The organism is Aeromonas sp. 604443 (genome assembly GCF_049170315.1).
Taxonomy (GTDB): Bacteria; Pseudomonadota; Gammaproteobacteria; order Enterobacterales; family Aeromonadaceae; genus Aeromonas; species Aeromonas veronii_A.
In genome coordinates, this window is sequence record NZ_JAAKMI010000015.1 from 47,800 (window position 1) to 66,515 (window position 18,716).

The following is an 18,716-nucleotide window of genomic DNA, read 5'->3' on the forward strand; positions in this document are numbered from 1 at the left end:
AACAGCAAAGCCGGCACAGGGCCGGCTTTGTCGAGCAACAAACGAAGCGGGATCAGGCTGCTTCCGACTTCTCGCGGATGAGTTTGTCTACTACGCCCGGATCCGCCAAGGTGGAGATATCCCCCAGGCTGTCGGTCTCGCCGGTGGCGATCTTGCGCAGAATTCGCCGCATGATCTTGCCGGAACGGGTCTTCGGCAGCCCCTCCGCCCAGTGAATGACATCTGGCGTGGCGATGGCACCGATCTCCTTGCGCACCCACTCCTTCACCTCTTTGTGCAGCTCACGGCTCGGCTCTTCCCCGGCGATCAGGGTGACATAGGCATAGATGCCCTGACCCTTGATCTCGTGAGGAACCCCCACCACCGCGGCTTCGGCGATCTTGGGATGGGCCACCAGCGCCGATTCAATTTCGGCGGTACCCATGCGGTGGCCGGAGACGTTCAGTACATCATCCACCCGTCCGGTGATCCAGTAGTAGCCATCGGCATCGCGACGGGCACCGTCGCCAGTGAAGTAGCGGCCGGGGAAGGTGGAGAAGTAGGTCTGCTCGAACCGCTCGTGATCGCCGAATACGGTGCGCATCTGACCCGGCCAGGAGTCGGTGATCACCAGATTGCCCTCGGTGGCCCCCTCCAGCGGTTCGCCCATGTTGTCGACCAGCGCAGGTTGCACCCCGAAGAAGGGTTTGGTGGCTGAGCCGGGTTTCAGGTCGGTGACGCCGGGCAGCGGCGTAATCAGGATGCCGCCGGTCTCGGTCTGCCACCAGGTATCGACAATGGGGCAGCGTTCGTCGCCGATGGTGCGGTAGTACCACTCCCAGGCTTCCGGGTTGATGGGTTCACCCACCGAGCCCATGATGCGCAGGCTCTGGCGCGAGGTGCCGGTGACCGCTTCGTTGCCCTTGGCCATCAGGGCGCGGATGGCAGTAGGGGCGGTATAGAGAATGGTGACCTGGTGCTTGTCCACCACCTGACTCATGCGGTTGGTGGCCGGGTAGTTGGGCACCCCTTCGAACATGATGGTAGTGGCGCCGTTGGCAAGCGGCCCGTAGACCAGATAGGAGTGACCAGTGACCCAGCCCACATCGGCGGTACACCAGTAGATGTCCTCTTCGTGGTAGTCGAACACATATTTGAAGGTGAGGGTGGCATAGACCAGATAGCCGCCGGTGGTGTGCAGCACCCCCTTGGGTTTGCCGGTGGAGCCGGAGGTATAGAGGATAAAGAGCGGATCTTCGGCGTTCATCGCCTCGGGCGGGCAGTCGCTGCTGACGGCGGCGGTTGCTTCATGCCACCAGATGTCGCGGTGGTTGTGCCAGGCGACATTGCCGCCGGTGCGCTTGAGCACGATAACCTTGTTGACCTGGGTATCCGGGTTGGTGAGCGCTTCATCCACATTCTTCTTGAGTGGCACCGGACGGCCGCCACGCAGTCCCTCGTCGGCGGTGATGACGATGCGCGAGCCCGAGTCGATGATGCGGCCGGCCAGCGCTTCCGGCGAGAAGCCGCCGAAGACGATGCTGTGTACCGCGCCGATGCGGGTACAGGCCAGCATGGCGATGGCGGCTTCGGGCACCATGGGCATATAAAGGCAGACCACGTCGCCGCGGTGAACCCCTTGTGCTTTCAAGACGTTGGCAAACTTGCACACTTCGGCGTGCAATTCGCGATAAGTGAGTTTGCGATCTTCGGCAGGGTTGTCCCCTTCCCAGATGATGGCGACCTTGTCGCCACGCTCTGCCAAGTGGCGATCGAGGCAGTTGGCGGAGACGTTGAGCTGGCCATCCTCAAACCATTTGATGGAGACATGGCCCGGATCGTAGGAGGTGTTTTTTACCTTGGTGTAGGGCTTTATCCAGTCGAGGATTTTGCCCTGTTCACCCCAGAAGGTATCGGGATCCTCGACGGAGGCCTGGTACATGGCGGCGTAGTCGCCCTTGTCGAGCAGGGCGCTGTTGCTGATATGGGGTTTGACCGGATAGACCTTGCTCTCGCTCATCACTCACTCCTTTGAATACATACTTTTAATAATTAAGTAACAACTTATACCTTTGGCTGATGGGGGCAATTAGACTTTTGGATAGACTGCAACATTTGGTTACAGGGTAATGGGTGACACTCAGGTGGTGAGTGAGTAAAAAGGAGGACTTTGATGGATGGAGGTAGTTATGTTCTCTCTATTGCTCTGTGCATCCCTCTGGCAGTTTGATGTGCCTGTACTGGCAGACAAGCCCCCCAAAGAGTTTGCGATTACGCATCAGGAGCCGTCACAGACCGTGCGGGATCGGGTTGCCGATCAGCTTGGCAACGCATGGCAGGCAAAAAAACCGGGGGCCAAATTTTCCCTCAGTGAGCCTGGATCCCGTTACTCTGGCGACTCACCGCTCACACGCATGCTCAATGAGCGGGATGATGGTGGTGTTCCCACCCTGACGTTTGGCAGATAGTCATATCTATCGCTAGGGGATTTTCCCCTGCGGCACCAATGACATCATCATCCTTTGATGAACGCAGTCGACCTGACGTTGCGTACCAATAGATAATCCCTTTTTCCCCTGTTAAGGGCTTGTGGGCACAGATGTTCAGCCTGAGTTGCAAGCCCTTGCTACCGTGGTCCTTTTGACATCCCGAGAGAGCGTTATGTTGCTAACAGAGGATGTTTATCATGCGCGATCAGAGCGTTAGTGCTTGAGCTGTGCGGCTTGCTGGCAAAGAGGGCTGACGATGATTGACTCTGTTGTAATGGAATTTGGCAACATGGTTGGCATGTTGCCATTTGGTCAGGAAACCTGGAGTGCGCAGCAACAGGATATCCCCCTGATTGCAGGAAGCAGTTGCATTGTAGAGCCTAATGATGCGATGGGTTTGACTGTCTGTGCGTTTTCATTTGGCTGGACCCAAGATAGGTGGGCGCTGGTAAACGTGGAAGTTGCCTGTGGTGTGAGTGTTACCAGCTGAAGCGATAGCTCAGGGTCAGGTTCACGACGGGTTGCCAATCGCGATCCTTGATGAGCCACTGCTTGGCACCCGCTTCTGCGTCGAGTTGCCACTTTTGCCAAGCCCAACTGTGCTCCAGGGTTAGCCCCCAGTCTCGCCAACCTTCATGAGCATCATAAGCGGCCATGTGGGCCTGACTGCCCCGGGTCAGCCAGAGGTTGAGGGAGAGCCCGGCCGGCAGCGGCAGGCTGTGCTCCATGTACCAGAGCTGGCCATAACGGCCAGTGAGGTCGACGAGCTGGGACAACGTCAATTGATGGTCATCATCCAGCTGCCATCCCAGGCGCCACATAGCACTGAAACGGGTACTATCAACCACTGGCATGGATCCGACTCCCAAGGCGATAAAACTCTTTTCATAGAGAGGTAGTGCCAGCCCGGCACTGCTTCCGTTAGTGAAAAGGAGCCCAACCTGGGTCTCCCGTTCATAACCCCACCAGAGTTGGCTGTGCTGGGTTGCGTTACTACTGGCCTGGTTACTGTCCAGTTGCCAGCTGCTGCCGAGTAACAACTCCTTTGCTTGCAATGGTAGCGTTACCAGTATTAGCAGCGACAGCCAATACTTATTTGCCATATAGCCGCGCCCAGTCCCGATCCTGATGCATTCCCATCAGATGACAGATGATGCCGGAGCGCTGGAAAGCATAAATCAGCAGTACGCTGGCGGTGCAGAGCAACATGATAAGGCCAAAGCTGTTGGGCAGTATGGTGCCCTGACGGGCGGTCCACCACAGTAGCAAGGGGCCCCACAGGTGCACGAAGATGCTCTTGTGGAAGATGAAGACGGTCAGCGAGTACATGCCGATCCAGTTGAGTGGTCGCCAGCAGAGACGGATATTGTGTTGGTGTAGCCAGAGCACGGTACCGATCACCAGAAACTCCATACCCCAGATCCCGGCTCGGCCGATCATGTCCAGCGCCAGTTCGTGTTCGTTGGCGTAGATGTCGTTGAGCTCGACCGTGCTTGTCTCGCCGAACATGAGATAGATGGCCAGCGCCACCAGCGACAGCGTCAGTACCAGACGGTTGAGGCGATCTCGCCATTGTGGGCGCTGATGCCAGCACCAGCCATAGAGAAAGCCGAAACAGCCACTGGCCATGAAGAGGTCGAGACGGGCATCCAGCTCATAGTCGGGGTGAACGTGCAGCTTCATCCAGCTGTCGATATGGCCGAGCAGATCCTGTACGCCGAGTTGATCCAGTAGCAGGCTTAGAAGGGTCAGCAGGAGCATGCCGCGGATGCCGAACCAGGCATACACCATGGAGAAGAGCGCCAGCAGGCACATCCAGAGCATGACCGGGTAGAATGAGATGGCCTCGCCGAAGTTGGGGGCGATGACCAACCCTTCGACATAGAGCATCAGTATGATGCTGGTAAACAGGGCCAGCTTGCTGCCCAGCTGCGGCTTGAAGCTGGCCTGATCGCGGCGGCTCAGGTTGAATGCGGCCAAGGCCAGGTAGATCTGGCTGACCCAGGGGATTAACCAGGCTGATGCGTGTGCTGTCAGCTGATCCATGGGGAGCAGGTGCCCCGCCATTGCCTTGTGTGATACATAGAAGCTGTCCCACAAGGCATGTTCCCGATTGAAGAAATCGATGTACCAGTAGTTGAGGTAACCGGTGTAGTGCTCGAAGACGGCCATGAAGATGACAAGCCCGCGCAACAGATCGAGGCCTGTGATGCGCGCATCCTGTGGAGGCATACGATTGCTCCTGTGTAGTGTGGCGAAAGGAGCGGCACTATATCGGCTTTTTTAAAACTGAACGGGAGCTGAATGTAAGCAAATATTACGGGGAGCTGTACCGATGTGCTTGTAATGACTGGGAAGTGCCTGACCTTGCTGTCATGATTTGCAATATTATTGGCTGTTTTTTAGCCTTTCTCTCGGCCAAATGCCTGAATACCGCGCACCAGTACCAGCCAGCCGAGCAGATGGAAGGGGAGGGCAAGCAGATAGAGCAGCAGGAAGTGCGACTCGCTGCCGCTGCTGTTGATAAAGTCGATCCAGGCGGCCAGCAGCGCCAGCATGCCGGCGATCTGGAAGCGGCGGCGCAACACCACCTCGACGCCGAGATTGGCAAGGTAGAGGGTGAGCAGGATGCCGGCAAATCCGGTGAGCTGGGCGGTGCCGTAGAGCTCGCGATCCGGGTTGAACAGCAGCGCGATCAGGGGAGTAATGCCCTGATCCAGCGGGATCAGGGCCAGCAGCCAGCATGCAATCAGAAGCAGGGCTGTCTTCATCGCGGCCTCAGTCGGCGGACGGTGCCGGTTTGACCAGAGAGAGGTAGTTGGCATCCATCTTGAGGAAGACCCCCAGCAGACGGGCACTGGCGCCGTAGAAGCCAAACCGGTCGGCGGCGCGACAGGCGCTTTCGAACTTTTCAAACCAGCCCAGCAGATGGCCGTGCAGCAGTGCTTCCTGCTCGTCGAGCCAGCGTTCCCGCTCGGCTGCGCTCTTGGCTTCCGCCGCGCGGATGATGAGATTGCCCATCAGATCCAGCTCGATGGCCAGATGGTCGGCAGGCTCTTTGTATTTGTCGCTGACATTGATGCCGAGGCGATCGAGGCGGGCCTGCATCTCGGCCATCGGGGCCTGCATCAGCAGCTTGGCCTCGCCGCGGTAGAGCGATTCGTAGGGCAGGGCGCCCTGTTTGGGATCCACCAGAAACAGGCCAGCGAAGTCGGCGGCTAGTTCCAGCTGGCGATCCGGGCGCACCAGCAGGCGAGCGATGGCATCGTTGAGCTCGGCCACGGCTTCGCGCATCGGATCCAGGGTGGAGAGGCTTTTCAGGAAGCTTCGCACATCATAGGTGTCATATTCGGCGATCTGCTCATCACTGAGTTCGGCGGCGAACAGGGTGGAGAACCACCAGTAGAGTTCGGCCCGGCGTTCGCTGGTAGCCATAAATTCCTGCATTTTTCCTCCGTGGATGGCAATCGGGAGCCTTGATGGCTCCCGATTCTAACGACTTTAAAAATAAAGGAAACTCAAGGGGGCGCTTTCGTCCCCCCCGGGGTCAGAGTGCCGGGAACATGGGGTCGATGCCCTTTGCCGATTCCGGCGCGCCGAAGGCAGTGACGGCAGGTGCCTGCCCGCGGAACTTCTCGATCTCCACCAGCGCGGTATGGGCCGTGGTGGCCTGCGCCAGGCTGGAGGAGCCGATGTCGGCAGTCAGCACGTTGGGATCGCCGTAGGTACAGAGAGTCCCTACCTTGCCACCCTCTTGCGGGCCATACCAGGCTCCTTCCTGAATGCGCACCACGCCGGGGGCGTAGTCATCGCTTACCACCAGACCGGCCAATACCTGACCGCGGCCGTTGAACACCCGCACCAGATCGCCGTCCTTGAGGCCGCGGGATTTGGCATCCTGCGGATTCATGTAGACAGGCTCGCGACCCTGCACTGTGTAGGTGGCGCGATAGTTGTCGGAGGAGCAGAGCTGGCTGTGCAGCCGCTTGTCCGGGTGGCAGGATTGCAGGTGCAGCGGGTACTGTTTGCTGCCCGACCCGCCGTGGGAGCGCTCGTAGGGCTCGATCCAGACCGGATGGCCCGGGCAATCCCCATAGCCGTAGTCGGCGATGGTCTTGGAGTAGATCTCGATAAGGCCAGACGGGGTGCCCAGCGGCTCCAGATCAGGCTCCTGACGGAACGACTCGTGACGTACCCAGGGTTGGCCCGCCGGGAAGGTGACGAAGCCTTCGCCGTGCCAGAACTGGCTGAAACGGGGCAGACGAATGCCGATGCCGCGGCCCTGCAGGCGGGCATCGTCATAGATGCTCTGGATCCACTCCAGCTTGCTCTTGCCACCGGTGAACTCGGCCTCGCGACCGAAGCGACGGCAGAGATCGGCGAAGATGTCGTAGTCATCCCGCGCTTCGAACAGCGGCTCCACCACCTTGTAAATGGCCAGAATGCCCGCATTGGAGTGAGAACCCCACTGCTCGATGTCATCCCGCTCGTAGGTGGTGGTGGCGGGCAGCACGATATCGGCGAAGCGGCAGCTGGCGGTCCACTGGTGATCGATGCTGACCACGGTTTCCAGCTTGCGCCAGGCCGCGACCATCTTGTTGCGATCCTGCTGGTGGTGGAAGGGGTTGTTGCCGCAGAACACCGCCATCTTCATGTGGGGGTAGGTGATGGTCTGGCCGTTGAAGGCGATCTGCTTGCCCGGATTGAGGATGCAGTCGACGAAACGGGCCACCGGAATGAATTTGGAGTAGCCCTTCCAGTCGCCATCATGGAGTGGTTTAACGCCGGGAATGACCGAGCTGAAACCGGACATGATGGGGCCGCTGGAGGTGATGGTGCCCGCCCCGTTGTAGTGCCAGCCAAAGCCGTAACCGCCCCCCGGCAGGCCGATCTGGCCAATCATCGAGGCCAGAACCACCAGCATCCAGGCGTACTGTTCGCCGTGGTGCATGCGCTGCACGCACCAGCCGCCGATAAGCTGGGTGCGGCCGCTGCTCATGGCGCGGGCCAGCTCGCGGATGGTCTCGGCAGGGACGCCGCAGATGGCGGCGGCCCACTCCGCATCCTTCACCTGACCATCGTTGGTGCCCAGCAGATAGGGCAGGAACTTGTCAAAGCCGGTGGTGTAGTTCTTCAGAAACGCCTCGTCGTGGCGCTTCTCGCTGTAGAGGGTGTGGGCGATGCCCAGCATCAGCGGTACGTCGGTCTGCGGATTCAGGGTCACCTGATCGCAATTGAGGTACTTCTGGGTCTTGGATTTGACCGGGTCGACACTGATCACCCGGATCTCGCCTTTGGCCACCTTCTCTTTCAGCTGTGCCCAGTAGTCGTAGACGCTGTGATCCGGCACCAGCCAGCCCACCTGCAGGTTCTTGATGGGATCTGAGCCCCAGATAACGATGGTTTTGCTGTGCTCCAGCACCAGCGGCCAGGAAGTCTGCTGTTCATACACCTCCATGGCGCCCGCCACGTGGGGCAGGATCACCTGGGCGGCACCGGTGGAGTAGTCACCGGCCTTGGCCAGATAGGTGCCGTGCAGGTTCATGGCGCGTCCCAGCATGGCGCCAGCGGAGTGCAACTTGCCCACCGACTGCCAGCCGGAGTGGCCGGCATAGAGGGCGCTCGGGCCATAGGTTTTCTGCACCCGTTCCAGCTCGTGATAGAAGAAGTCCAGCGCCTGGGACCAGGTGACCCGCACGAAGCGGTTTTGGCCGCGTTCGCTGGTGTCGGACTGGTGGCCCTTGCGCAGCCAGTCCAGCCGCACCATGGGGTAGCGGATGCGGGAGGGGTTGTAGACCACCTCACTCAAGGCCTTGAGCATGTCGGTGGGGTGCTTGTCATGCTCGAACGGCAGGGTCTCGACCCAGCGTCCATCGACCACCCGGGCCCGGAAGGCGCCCCAGTGGGAGCCGGACTGCACCAGTTTTTCGCCGGACTCGGCGGCCATCACGGCGCGACCGAGCAGGGAGGGGCCGATCAGGGCAGAGGCACCGCTGGCCAGCAAGCCACCCAGAAAACCACGACGGGAAATATTGATCATCTTGTTATTCCTCTTTCGAATCCGGACTTAGTGGCTGCCCTGACCACCGGTATCGGCGGCATGGTTTTGCAGGTATTTGAGCAGGGTGCGCTCCTCTTCCTTGCTCAGGCGATAGTAGGCAGACATCGCCTTGAGTCCCGAAATCCAGCCGTTGGCAGTGAAGTGAGCGGGATCCGGCGCGCCGTGGCAGGAGTTGCAGGTGGATTTGTACATCTCGCCGGCGTAATCCCAGATTGGCTTGAGCGAGGACTCAAAGCCCTTGCCATCGACCCAGGCCTGCACCTGAACCTGCTCCCACTTGATATGAGTGGCGCTGTCGGTCTCCTGTTTGAGCACTTTCTCGCTCGCTTTCAGTTCGTCACGGATGGTGGCGACGAAGACCCGCTTGCCCATGTATTCGCTCAGCACCCGGCCCTTGCCGTCGCTCTCGCGCCACCCTTCGATGGTCACCTTGAGGCGATCGCCGCTGCGGTCTACGACGTCGATGCGGGAGGCAGGCAGCAGTTTGCCGACCGGGTCGCTGCTCTGTTCGCTGGCATAGAGATCTTTTTCACCCAGGTTGTAGAGGGTCTCGGCGGCTGGCGCCTCTTGCGCGTCGTTGACCAGAGTGGCGTAAGTGGCCCGGAAGCCGCCCGCCATGTTGGGCAGTTCGTGGGCGATGCCCTTGTGGCACTCGATGCAGTTCATGTTCTTCGCCGCCGCATCTTTCATCGCCAGCGCTGCCGCCGGGGACTGCTTGGCGTGATCCATGTTGTCGTAGCTGTGGCAGGACTTGCAGGTCTTGGAGTTCTGGCTGCTCATCCGCGCCCACACCTTCTCGGCCAGATGCAGGCGCCGGTCCTCGAACTTCTCCTGGGTGTCGATGCTGTGGCCTATGTACTCCTGATAGAGGTCGTTGGCCGCCTCCATCTTGCGGGCAACCTTGCCGACGAAATCTTTCGGCTGATGACAGTCGGTACAGACCGCCTGTACCCCTGAGGCATTCTTGAAGTGGATGGACTCCTTGTACTCCGGATAGACGGTGTCTTTCATGGAGTGGCAGGAGATACAGAATTCGAGGCTGCTGGTTTTCTCAAAGCCGTAGTGCAGGCCGACGGTGCCCGCGAGGGTGACGCCGACGCCCACCAGAAGCAGCGCCAGTACCGACCAGCGACGGCTGGGGGTGCGCAGGAAGTGCCACAGTTTTTTCATCATGCTCTCTCACATCACTTTTTTGATGGGAGCCATGATAGGGAGGCGTTGTGAACAGGGTTGCCGCCACAAATTAATGAAATAGGGGTATTTATGACAAAATGTGAATAGAATAATCCTCCCTTGTCGACCATCGTGAACCCTGCCCATGAGCTACCACATTCTGGTTGTTGAAGATGATGCGGTTACCCGCGAGAAGCTGACCGGCTATTTCGAGCGGGAGGGCTATCGGGTGACGGCGGTCGAAAACGGCCAGGAGATGCGCGCCGTGCTGGCGGAACAAACAGTCGATCTGGTGATGCTGGATATCAACCTGCCGGGGGAAGATGGTCTGCTGCTGACCCGTGAACTGCGGGCGCGCAGCACGGTGGGGATCATTCTGGTCACCGGCCGCAGCGATGCGGTGGACCGGATTGTCGGCCTCGAGATGGGGGCCGACGACTATGTCACCAAGCCGTTCGAGCTCAGGGAACTGCTGGTGCGGGTCAAGAATCTGCTGTGGCGGATCTCGCTGGCTGCCGCCGCACCGAGCGAGCCTGCGGTGGCTGACGATGCGGTGCGCTTCGGCCCCTGGCGTTTTGACATTCCCCGTCGTCAGCTCAGCAAGGATGGAGTGCCGGTGCGCCTGACGAAGGCAGAATATGAAGTGCTGGTGGCCTTTGTCGCCCATGCCGGGCGGGTGCTCAGTCGGGAGCGGATACTGACCCTCATCAGCCATCGCGGCGATGGCCCGAGCGATCGCACCATAGACGTGTTGATCCGGCGGTTGCGCGGCAAGATGGAAGCGGATCCGCGGGATCCCCAGCTGTTTGTCACCGTCCATGGTGAAGGCTATCTGTTTGCCGGCGAGATAGCCTCCTGATTCCAGCGTGGTGGTCTTGACCTGTTTGAGCGGGTATCAGACCGGCGGACGGGTATCAAATTGCGGGCAGTCGTCGCTAATCTGATGCCAGGGCGCCTTGGAGCCGACAAAAATGTGAAACGCGGGCCGCTGGCTCGGCACATCGTCCAGTACCCCGAGGCGCAGGTTGATCTTGCCGCTACTGCTCTTCTGGCTGAACAGGCTGGAACCGCAGTGACGACAGAAGGCCAGGGTGGTCTCTGCCGATTTCCGGTAGCGGCCGATGGCCTCTTCCCCCTTCACTATGGTGACCTTGTTGCCATCCAGTCCGCCGACCGAGGCATAATCTCCCCCTGAAAACTTGCGGCATTCGCTGCAGTGGCAGTTCTCCATATAGTCGAACGGATCCGGCAGGGTCAGGGCGACGGCGCCGCACAGGCAGCTGGCATGTAACTCTTTCATCTCTTCTCCTTGAGTGTGCTAATCGGATTTGGAACGGCTATTCGACCCGATAGACGGGACGAAAAGCGCCATCCGAGAGGGAATCTGCGGGGTCGGCCAGCGGTGCAGACAGCGTCAGAATGGGTGGCCCCATCACCCGCGGGCACTGCTCGGCATTGGCATCAGGGTGTTGCAGCAGGCAGACCGCCTGAGCGACCGCAAGGCGCCCCTGCAGCCGCATCTGATCGCTGTTGGCGGCCAGGATCTTGCCCCGTCGCAGGCCCCGCTGTACCCCGTGGCTGAAGTAGGTGCTCAGCACCTGGGGCCTGTCGAGATGGCGCTGCGCCAGCTCGTTGACCGCCACTTCGGCGGCGATGGCGCCCCCCACCAGATAGTCGAGGTCGGGATAGCGGGCCAGCGTCTGCTGCACCAGGGTGCGCTGGATTTCCCGGCTGTTGTCGCCGCGCTCGGTGGTGACCAGCTTGATGGCGCTCCCCTTGATGGCGTCGGCAAAGCCCGGCTCGACGAAGTTGTTGCCGCCGCTTGCCTGCGGGCCGGGGAAGAGGGCGACCGAGACCGGCTTGCTGCCGGCGGGGTGACGCTGCGCCAGCCAGTGGCCGATTTGCCAGCCCATCTGGTACCAGGAGACCCCCACCTTCGCCAGCACCAGACCGCTGGGCAGATCGTTGACCAGCCCAAAGACCGGCAACGGCGTGACCTTGATGGCCTCGCGCAAGCCCTGATAGCTCACCGCGCCGAGCAAGATGGCGTCGCTCCCTTCCTGCACACAGCGCTGCAACTGCTGGCGCTGTTCGGCGAGGGCGCCGTACCCCCCTGCTTCGTGGATCTGCAACTTGACTCCCAGCCGCTTCGCCTCGTCCACCATACCCTGATTGACCGAAAGCCAGTAGGCGTCGCGCAGATGGGGGTAGAGGGCACAGAGGGTCAGCGGTTTGGTTGCGGCGGCGGGTTCCGGCCACTGCTGGCGCAGCGGCTGGTCGCTGAATTCGCCGCCGGGCCAGATATCGACCGCAAAGGCGAGGGCGGCGCGAGGCAGCGTGAGCAACCACATGAGCAACAACGGGGAGAGATAGACGCTTCGCATGGCCAGGGGTTTTGTTAAAGTGTTGGGCCATATTATCCGGTCAAAGCCGACCACAACCAAGGGACTTCCCGTGAGAATCTTTTCCGGCCTGGGTGGCAAGTTGCTGCTGGCCTTCTCCCTGATGGCGTTGCTGACCCTGAGTGCCTCCCTGCTGGGCTGGGTGGGGCTTAGCCATCTGCGTCAGCTGGAACAAGGGGTGCAGCAGACCCTGGCCGATCAGGAGCTGGCGCGTACCCTCTCTCGTCTCAGCGGCGAGATCCAGAGCGCGTCGCGGCTATTGGCCACCGCAACCAGCGAGCAGGAGCGGGAGCATCAGGGACGCTTGCTCACTCTGCAGGGACAACAGCTGCAGCAGGTGCTGGCGCAACTCGGTCGTGGGCAGGGTTCAACAAGCCTCGATCAGCTCAGTCAGAGCATCATCGGCAATCTGGGCCAGCAGGGTTGGCTGGTGGGAGAGCGCCTGAACCTGATGGTGCAGGGGGAAGCGCAGCGGGCCCGTCTGGTGGCGGCGGCCGGGCAGATTGCCGAGCTGGCGCGCAGCCAGATGGAGAACGCCGAAACCGTGATGGTGGCGGGATTGGGTTCCCTCTACCAACAGCAAGGTGCGCAGGCGGCCCGGACGCTGGACCGCCTGCTGGAGCAGGATCTCGACTGGCTGGAGCAGATGACCGAGCTGCGTCATCGTACCCTGATGCAGCAGCAGCGTATTGAGGAGATGTGGCGCAGCGAACAGCAGGGGCAATTGCAGGCCCTGTTGCAGGAGGGACAGCGGGAGCTGGCTATCTTGCAATTGCGGGCCGGGGCGGTGACCGATCCGGCCCGCAGGCAGGCGGTGGAGCAGGCGCTGACCGTGCTGGCGCAGAGCGACAAGCTGGTGCAGCTGCGCAGCGACTGGCTCGGCAAGGGGGAGGCGCTGCGGGTGCTCGCCAGTGCCAACGAAGCCCTGATGAGCAGCCTCAACCAGCAGGTCGGTGAGCTGGTCAGCCGTGCCCGCGATTCGCTGGGGCAGAGCCAGCAGGCTCTAAGCCAGCGCCTCAGGCTGCTGGAGCAGGCGTTGATGGCCATTGGCCTGCTCACCCTGCTACTGCTGATGCTGCTGATGTGGCGCATGGTCTACGGCCGGATCGTCTGGCCGCTGCAACGGGCGGTGGCGGGGATGAGCCGGTTGGCGCGCGGGGATCTGGCCCCCCTTGAGCCGATCGCCGGGACGGGCCGTGATGAGCTGGCCGAGCTGGGCCGTGCCCTTCAGGTGTTTCGTGACAATGCGGTGGAGCTGGGCCGCTATCAGCGCGAGCTGGAGTCGCGGGTCGAGGAGCGCACCGACCAGCTCAGCCACGCCAACGAGCGGCTCAATGAGGAGGTGGAGAAGCAGCGGCAAGCCCGCGCCGAGGCCGAACAGGCCAACCGCGCCAAGTCGGTGTTTCTCGCCACCATGAGCCACGAGATCCGCACCCCCATGAACGGCATTCTCGGGGGCCTGACGCTGCTGGAAGATACCCACCTGAGCGATACCCAGCAGCGATATCTGGCCGCCATCGAGCACAGTGGCGAATCCCTGCTGGAGATCCTCAACGACATTCTCGACTACTCCAAGATAGAAGCGGGCCATGTGGAGGCGCGCCGTGAGCCCTTCCCCCTGTTCCTGCTGGTGGATGAGCTCTGCGCGTTGTTTCGGCCAAAGGCAGCTGCCAAGGGGGTCACTCTGGCGCTGGAATATGCGCCCGGGCTGGCGCCTGTGGTCGAGGGGGAGCTGGGCAAGCTGCGGCAAGTGCTCGGCAACTTGCTCGGCAATGCGGTCAAGTTTACCGCCCGTGGCCAGATTACCCTGACGGTGGCGCCCCTTGTCTGTCACGGCCCTTGCGCCGAGCCCTGCATCCGCTTCGTGGTGCGCGATACCGGCCCCGGCATTCCGGCCGATGAGCAGGAGGCGGTGTTCGAGGCATTTCGCCAGCGCAAGCGCGATATGGGCCATCAGGGCGGCACCGGGCTGGGGTTGGCGATCAGCCGCAAGCTGGTGGCCGCCATGGGGGGCGAGCTTATCCTTGCCAGCGAACCGGGCAAGGGGTGTGAATTCAGCTTCAGTTTGCCGTTGCAGCGCTCGAGTGCCCAGCTGCCTGCCGAGGCGCAACCGCTGCATCTTGGCCAGTCCCGCGACATCCTGCTGGTGGAGGATAACGAGATCAACCGGCTGGTGGCGCACGGCATGCTGACCCGCCTCGGCCATCGCGTCACCCTGGCGGAGGATGGTCGCAGTGCGCTGGCGCTGGTGACCGAGCGTCCCTTCGAGCTGGCGCTGCTCGATATCAATCTGCCCGATATGGATGGCATGACCCTGCGCGAGGATCTGGCAGCCATCAGCGAGGAGATGCATGAACGGCCGCTGCCCGCCATCGCCATCTCGGCCCAGATGTATCCGGAGGATATCCGCCACTGCCTTGCCGCCGGCTTCGTCGATTTTGTCGGCAAGCCGGTGCGGCTGGCGGTGCTGGCGAACGCCATAGATCAACTATTTCGGCAAGAAGGGGCCTCTATCGAGCCGCAGGCGCAGTTATCAGTAGCCGTGCCCCCAACTAACCAGCCCGGGTGGGTCAATCCGGTGCTGGACGCCGATCTGCCCCTGCTCGGTATGGCGCGGATCCGCCAGCTGGTCGCGCTGTTTGAGTCGCAAGGGCGGGTGTTGGTAGATCAGTTGGCTCAGGGTGAGGGAAGTGAGCAACGTCAGCTGGCGCACAAGCTCAAGGGGAGTGCGCTGGCGCTGGGGTTGACCGAATTTGCCAGCCACTGTGCGGCTCTTGAGGCGGGAGGCGGGGAGCCTGCGACAATCGGGGCGCAATTTGAAGCGGCGGTGAGCGGGTTGCAGCAGTGGCTGACGGCCAACAGGGATGCGCAGCCCTGATCCCTGCTGGCGATGCACAACGTTTAGGGAGGGGGCCAGTTCCTGCGCCGTTATTCGATCTCCCGAAACAGCACCTGCTTGCACTTGGCACAGACCCATTCCCGGCGAAAATCGGTCAGGTGCACCATGCCTACCTCCAGCAACTCGTGGTGGCCGCAGTGATAACAGAAGATGATGTCGCCATCGACGGATTCAGGGTGGGCCGCCAGATATTCGGCTTTGGTGGGGAGTTGCTCCCACGAGGTGGTGGGGACATGCTTGCGTTGGCTGGTGTAGTAGACCCAGTAGAACAGAAAAAAGACAGCCAGGATCACGAATGTCAGCAGATGGTCCATCTTGAACTCCTCCGGTTAGGTGCAGCCCCTCGGATGCATGGCTGCAATCAGCTCCATCATCATTAAATTTGTTTCGAATGAATATGTTACAGGATGGATAAAGAGGGCGTTGTGATCCCCTTCGGGTTTTGCCCGTCCGCAGCGGGATGAAAAATGTGTCGTTTGGCGGAGCGGCCAGGGTATTGAACGGGGAGGGAATCTTGTTTTTTACAACATAAATTCAACATTTTTTTAGGTGGTTGGACTGTCTCTTTGATCCAGCTCACGTTACAATGCCCGCGCCCACTTCACCTAACGCGCAAACGATTTTCAGGAGAGAAACGGATGTTGAAACGTGACATGACCATCGCCAATTATGATCCGCAATTGTGGCAGGCCATCACAGACGAAACCCGTCGTCAGGAAGAGCATATCGAGCTGATTGCGTCTGAGAACTACACCAGCCCCCGTGTCATGGAAGCCCAGGGCTCCCAGCTGACCAACAAGTACGCCGAAGGTTACCCCTCCAAGCGTTACTACGGTGGTTGCGAGTATGTGGATGTGGTCGAAACCCTGGCTATCGAGCGCGCCAAAGAGCTGTTCGGTGCCACCTACGCCAACGTGCAGCCGCACTCCGGCTCCCAGGCCAACAGCGCCGTTTACATGGCTCTGCTGCAGCCGGGCGACACCGTGCTGGGCATGAACCTGGCCCACGGCGGTCACCTGACCCACGGCTCCCCGGTCAACTTCTCCGGCAAGCTTTACAACATCGTGCCTTACGGTATCGATGAGTCCGGCAAGATCGACTACGACGACATGGAGCGTCAGGCTGTCGAGCACAAGCCGAAGATGATGATCGGTGGCTTCTCCGCCTACTCCGGCATCGTTGACTGGGCCCGCATGCGTGAAATCGCCGACAAGGTCGGTGCCTATCTGTTCGTCGACATGGCCCACGTGGCTGGTCTGATTGCCGCTGGCGTTTACCCGAACCCGGTTCCCCACGCTCACGTGGTCACCTCCACCACCCACAAGACCCTGGCTGGTCCGCGCGGTGGTCTGATCCTCTCCGCCGCTGACGACGAGGAGCTCTACAAGAAGCTCAACTCTGCCGTCTTCCCGGGTGGTCAGGGCGGCCCGCTGATGCACGTCATTGCCGGTAAAGCCGTTGCCTTCAAAGAGGCGCTGGAGCCGGAGTTCAAGACCTATCAGGCTCAGGTCGTGAAAAACGCCAAGGCGATGGCGGCTACCTTTATCGAGCGCGGTTACAAGATCGTCTCCGGCGGTACCGACAACCATCTGATGCTGGTTGACCTGATCGGCCGCGAGCTGACCGGTAAGGATGCTGACGCCGCACTGGGCAAAGCCAACATCACCGTTAACAAGAACTCCGTGCCCAACGACCCGCGCTCCCCGTTCGTCACCTCCGGTGTGCGGATCGGTACCCCGGCCATCACCCGCCGCGGTTTCAAGGAAGCCGAGTCCATCGAGCTGACCCACTGGATCTGCGACGTACTGGACAACCACGACAACGATGCCGTGCTGGCTACCGTACGCGAGAAGGTGCTGGATATCTGCCGCCGCTTCCCGGTTTATGGCTGATAAGCCAGACCGTTCGGTTTGAGACCAATGCCACCTGCGGGTGGCATTGTTTTTTCTGGCTTTTACCGGTTTTGGATGGCCGTGCTACACTGGCCGACCTAAGATCCTGGCCCGCCGGGCCGGTCCCTGTTCCATTAACGCCGGAGGTCCGATGCATTGCCCATTCTGTAGTGCGGTTGATACCAAGGTGATCGATTCCCGTCTGGTGGCAGAAGGCCATCAGGTGCGCCGCCGTCGTGAGTGTCTGCTCTGTCACGAGCGTTTTACCACCTTCGAGATGGCCGAGCTGGTGATGCCCCGCGTCATCAAGTCCAACGGTTCCCGCGAGCCGTTCAACGAAGACAAGCTGCGCGCCGGCATCTTGCGGGCGCTGGAGAAGCGGCCGGTGAGCATGGAGGCCATCGAAAAGGCGGTCAACCATATCAAATCCCGCCTGCGTGCCACCGGCGAGCGCGAAGTCGCCTCCGAGCTGGTGGGCAATCTGGTGATGGATGAGCTCAAGAGTCTGGACAAGGTGGCCTATATCCGCTTTGCCTCCGTCTATCGCAGCTTCGAAGATATTCGCGAGTTTGGCGAAGAGATTGCCAAGCTGGAAAAGTAAACCGCCATTCTCACCCATGTTGCCGCGTCCGATTACGCTGCGCTAATCGAACCTACGATACTGCGTAAAGTCGAGATGTGTTGTCAAAGGAGCCCGGATGTTTAGTCAAGATGATTACCAATGGATGAGTCGGGCCCTCGAACTGGCCCGCCGCGGCCGCTACACCACGGCCCCCAACCCCTGCGTCGGTGCCGTGCTGGTCAAAGATGGTGTGGTGGTTGGCGAAGGGTGGCATCAGAAGGCGGGCGAGCCCCATGCCGAGGTTTACGCCCTGCGCGCCGCCGGTGACAACGCCCGTGGCGCTACCGCCTATGTAACCCTCGAACCCTGCTCCCATCACGGTCGTACTCCCCCCTGCGCCGAGGCGCTGATCAATGCTGGCGTAGCCCGGGTGGTGGCGGCCATGGTCGATCCCAATCCCCAGGTGGGTGGGCGTGGCCTGCGTATGCTCTCCGAAGCGGGCATCAAGACCGATTTCGGCCTGCTGGCGAGCGAAGCCGAGGCGCTCAACCCGGGCTTTTTCAAGCGGATGCGTACCGCCTTCCCGCGGGTGACCGTCAAGCTGGGGGCCAGCCTCGATGGCCGCACCGCCATGGCGAGCGGCGAGAGCCAGTGGATCACCTCCCCGGATGCGCGCCGTGACGTGCAACGACTGCGTGCCCGCCACGATGCGGTGCTCTCCAGCGCTGAAACCGTGCTGGCCGATGGCGCTTCCCTGACCGTGCGCTGGGACGAGCTGCCCCCCTCGGTCAAGGCGAGCTACCCCAAAGAGACCCTGCGCCAGCCGCTGCGAGTCATCGTCGATTCGCAAAACCGCCTCACACCCGACTTGCCGCTGTTCCAGAGCGAGAGTCCGGTGCTGCTGGCCCGTCACAAGGCGTCCGGCGAGTGGCCCGCATGGGTGCAGCAGCTGGAGCTGCCGCTGCTGGATGGCAAGCTGGATCTGGTCAGCCTCTTCATGCTGCTGGCCAAGCAGAACGTCAACTCGGTACTGGTCGAGGCGGGCCCGCGGCTCTGCGGCGCTCTGCTGGAGAAGGGGCTGGTGGATGAGCTGGTGCTCTATCAGGCGCCCAAACTGATGGGTGACGAAGGGCGCGGCCTGTTCCATCTGCCGGGCCTGACCCGGCTGTTCCAGGCGCCCAAGCTCGCCATCAAGGATGTGCGCATGGTCGGCCAAGATATTCGTATTACCGCCAAAATAGCCTGATTTATCAATGTTC

17 protein-coding genes are annotated in these 18,716 nt (G+C 61.1%); 7 read left to right on the forward strand and 10 right to left on the reverse strand.

Annotation, left to right across the window (positions count from 1 at the left end; genetic code table 11):
• Window positions 1-52: 52 nt before the first annotated feature.
• Entirely contained in the window at window positions 53-1,999 is a 1,947-nt protein-coding gene (acs, locus tag G5380_RS17505; RefSeq protein ID WP_421255682.1) for an acetate--CoA ligase, read from the reverse strand.
• Between the two features lie 169 nt (window positions 2,000-2,168).
• Here acs and G5380_RS17510 point away from each other — a divergent pair, with 169 nt between their 5' ends.
• The gene (locus G5380_RS17510; protein WP_216951969.1) at window positions 2,169-2,447 is read left to right on the forward strand and encodes a hypothetical protein; all 279 of its coding nucleotides are present in this window, start codon (window positions 2,169-2,171) and stop codon (window positions 2,445-2,447) included.
• A gap of 277 nt (window positions 2,448-2,724) precedes the next feature.
• A complete protein-coding gene (locus tag G5380_RS17515) occupies window positions 2,725-2,958 on the forward strand; it encodes a hypothetical protein (RefSeq protein WP_216951968.1) in 234 nt (77 codons plus the stop codon).
• On the opposite strand, the gene G5380_RS17520 is transcribed toward G5380_RS17515, so the two are convergent.
• The 6 genes from G5380_RS17520 to torC form a co-directional block, all read right to left on the reverse strand.
• On the reverse strand, window positions 2,948-3,571 hold the full coding sequence (locus G5380_RS17520; RefSeq protein WP_216951967.1) for a MipA/OmpV family protein: 624 nt from the start codon (window positions 3,569-3,571) through the stop codon (window positions 2,948-2,950). The genes G5380_RS17515 and G5380_RS17520 overlap by 11 nt on opposite strands.
• Window positions 3,561-4,700: a hypothetical protein gene (locus G5380_RS17525; protein WP_421313401.1), complete on the reverse strand. Its 1,140-nt coding sequence runs from the start codon at window positions 4,698-4,700 to the stop codon at window positions 3,561-3,563. Before G5380_RS17525 ends, G5380_RS17520 begins: the two co-directional genes overlap by 11 nt.
• Window positions 4,701-4,870: 170 nt before the next feature.
• On the reverse strand, window positions 4,871-5,239 hold the full coding sequence (locus G5380_RS17530) for a hypothetical protein (RefSeq protein WP_216951965.1): 369 nt from the start codon (window positions 5,237-5,239) through the stop codon (window positions 4,871-4,873).
• 7 nt (window positions 5,240-5,246) lie between these two features.
• Window positions 5,247-5,915, reverse strand: coding sequence for a molecular chaperone TorD (torD, locus tag G5380_RS17535; RefSeq protein WP_181223322.1), 669 nt, complete (start codon window positions 5,913-5,915; stop codon window positions 5,247-5,249).
• A 100-nt stretch (window positions 5,916-6,015) separates the two neighbouring features.
• Entirely contained in the window at window positions 6,016-8,508 is a 2,493-nt protein-coding gene (gene torA / locus G5380_RS17540; protein ID WP_421352944.1) for a trimethylamine-N-oxide reductase TorA, read from the reverse strand.
• Between the two features lie 27 nt (window positions 8,509-8,535).
• The gene (gene torC, locus G5380_RS17545; RefSeq protein WP_080771394.1) at window positions 8,536-9,702 is read right to left on the reverse strand and encodes a pentaheme c-type cytochrome TorC; all 1,167 of its coding nucleotides are present in this window, start codon (window positions 9,700-9,702) and stop codon (window positions 8,536-8,538) included.
• A gap of 145 nt (window positions 9,703-9,847) precedes the next feature.
• Here torC and torR point away from each other — a divergent pair, with 145 nt between their 5' ends.
• Complete coding sequence (gene torR / locus G5380_RS17550; protein WP_042080622.1) at window positions 9,848-10,561, forward strand: two-component system response regulator TorR; 714 nt, start codon at window positions 9,848-9,850, stop codon at window positions 10,559-10,561.
• A gap of 36 nt (window positions 10,562-10,597) precedes the next feature.
• On the opposite strand, the gene G5380_RS17555 is transcribed toward torR, so the two are convergent.
• Both G5380_RS17555 and torT read right to left on the reverse strand, forming a co-directional pair.
• Window positions 10,598-11,002: a GFA family protein gene (locus G5380_RS17555; RefSeq protein ID WP_421352945.1), complete on the reverse strand. Its 405-nt coding sequence runs from the start codon at window positions 11,000-11,002 to the stop codon at window positions 10,598-10,600.
• A 37-nt stretch (window positions 11,003-11,039) separates the two neighbouring features.
• Window positions 11,040-12,086 carry a TMAO reductase system periplasmic protein TorT gene (gene torT, locus G5380_RS17560; protein WP_421352946.1) on the reverse strand — a complete coding sequence of 349 codons (1,047 nt, stop codon included), beginning with the start codon at window positions 12,084-12,086 and terminating at the stop codon, window positions 11,040-11,042.
• Window positions 12,087-12,156: 70 nt separating this feature from the next.
• On the opposite strand from torT, the gene torS reads away from it, so the two are divergent.
• Window positions 12,157-14,982: a TMAO reductase system sensor histidine kinase/response regulator TorS gene (torS, locus tag G5380_RS17565; protein WP_421352947.1), complete on the forward strand. Its 2,826-nt coding sequence runs from the start codon at window positions 12,157-12,159 to the stop codon at window positions 14,980-14,982.
• A 50-nt stretch (window positions 14,983-15,032) separates the two neighbouring features.
• On the opposite strand, the gene G5380_RS17570 is transcribed toward torS, so the two are convergent.
• Window positions 15,033-15,317 (reverse strand): hypothetical protein, encoded by a 285-nt coding sequence (locus G5380_RS17570; protein ID WP_019445934.1) that lies wholly within the window; start codon window positions 15,315-15,317, stop codon window positions 15,033-15,035.
• Window positions 15,318-15,641: 324 nt separating this feature from the next.
• On the opposite strand from G5380_RS17570, the gene glyA reads away from it, so the two are divergent.
• The 3 genes from glyA (at window position 15,642) to ribD (ending at window position 18,703) form a co-directional block, all read left to right on the forward strand.
• Window positions 15,642-16,895: a serine hydroxymethyltransferase gene (gene glyA / locus G5380_RS17575; RefSeq protein WP_005338884.1), complete on the forward strand. Its 1,254-nt coding sequence runs from the start codon at window positions 15,642-15,644 to the stop codon at window positions 16,893-16,895.
• A gap of 151 nt (window positions 16,896-17,046) precedes the next feature.
• The gene (gene nrdR, locus G5380_RS17580) at window positions 17,047-17,496 is read left to right on the forward strand and encodes a transcriptional regulator NrdR (RefSeq protein WP_005338880.1); all 450 of its coding nucleotides are present in this window, start codon (window positions 17,047-17,049) and stop codon (window positions 17,494-17,496) included.
• Window positions 17,497-17,593: 97 nt separating this feature from the next.
• Entirely contained in the window at window positions 17,594-18,703 is a 1,110-nt protein-coding gene (gene ribD / locus G5380_RS17585; protein WP_206876738.1) for a bifunctional diaminohydroxyphosphoribosylaminopyrimidine deaminase/5-amino-6-(5-phosphoribosylamino)uracil reductase RibD, read from the forward strand.
• Window positions 18,704-18,716 lie beyond the last annotated feature (13 nt).

Bases quoted from the DNA above. Each gene is read 5' to 3' on its own strand.
- acs (WP_421255682.1), bottom strand. From the start codon at position 1,999: ATGAGCGAGAGCAAGGTCTATCCGGTCAAACCCCATATCAGCAACAGC.
- G5380_RS17510 (WP_216951969.1), top strand. From the start codon at position 2,169: ATGTTCTCTCTATTGCTCTGTGCATCCCTCTGGCAGTTTGATGTGCCT.
- G5380_RS17515 (WP_216951968.1), top strand. From the start codon at position 2,725: ATGATTGACTCTGTTGTAATGGAATTTGGCAACATGGTTGGCATGTTG.
- G5380_RS17520 (WP_216951967.1), bottom strand. From the start codon at position 3,571: ATGGCAAATAAGTATTGGCTGTCGCTGCTAATACTGGTAACGCTACCA.
- G5380_RS17525 (WP_421313401.1), bottom strand. From the start codon at position 4,700: ATGCCTCCACAGGATGCGCGCATCACAGGCCTCGATCTGTTGCGCGGG.
- G5380_RS17530 (WP_216951965.1), bottom strand. From the start codon at position 5,239: ATGAAGACAGCCCTGCTTCTGATTGCATGCTGGCTGCTGGCCCTGATC.
- torD (WP_181223322.1), bottom strand. From the start codon at position 5,915: ATGCAGGAATTTATGGCTACCAGCGAACGCCGGGCCGAACTCTACTGG.
- torA (WP_421352944.1), bottom strand. From the start codon at position 8,508: ATGATCAATATTTCCCGTCGTGGTTTTCTGGGTGGCTTGCTGGCCAGC.
- torC (WP_080771394.1), bottom strand. From the start codon at position 9,702: ATGATGAAAAAACTGTGGCACTTCCTGCGCACCCCCAGCCGTCGCTGG.
- torR (WP_042080622.1), top strand. From the start codon at position 9,848: ATGAGCTACCACATTCTGGTTGTTGAAGATGATGCGGTTACCCGCGAG.
- G5380_RS17555 (WP_421352945.1), bottom strand. From the start codon at position 11,002: ATGAAAGAGTTACATGCCAGCTGCCTGTGCGGCGCCGTCGCCCTGACC.
- torT (WP_421352946.1), bottom strand. From the start codon at position 12,086: ATGCGAAGCGTCTATCTCTCCCCGTTGTTGCTCATGTGGTTGCTCACG.
- G5380_RS17570 (WP_019445934.1), bottom strand. From the start codon at position 15,317: ATGGACCATCTGCTGACATTCGTGATCCTGGCTGTCTTTTTTCTGTTC.
- glyA (WP_005338884.1), top strand. From the start codon at position 15,642: ATGTTGAAACGTGACATGACCATCGCCAATTATGATCCGCAATTGTGG.
- nrdR (WP_005338880.1), top strand. From the start codon at position 17,047: ATGCATTGCCCATTCTGTAGTGCGGTTGATACCAAGGTGATCGATTCC.
- ribD (WP_206876738.1), top strand. From the start codon at position 17,594: ATGTTTAGTCAAGATGATTACCAATGGATGAGTCGGGCCCTCGAACTG.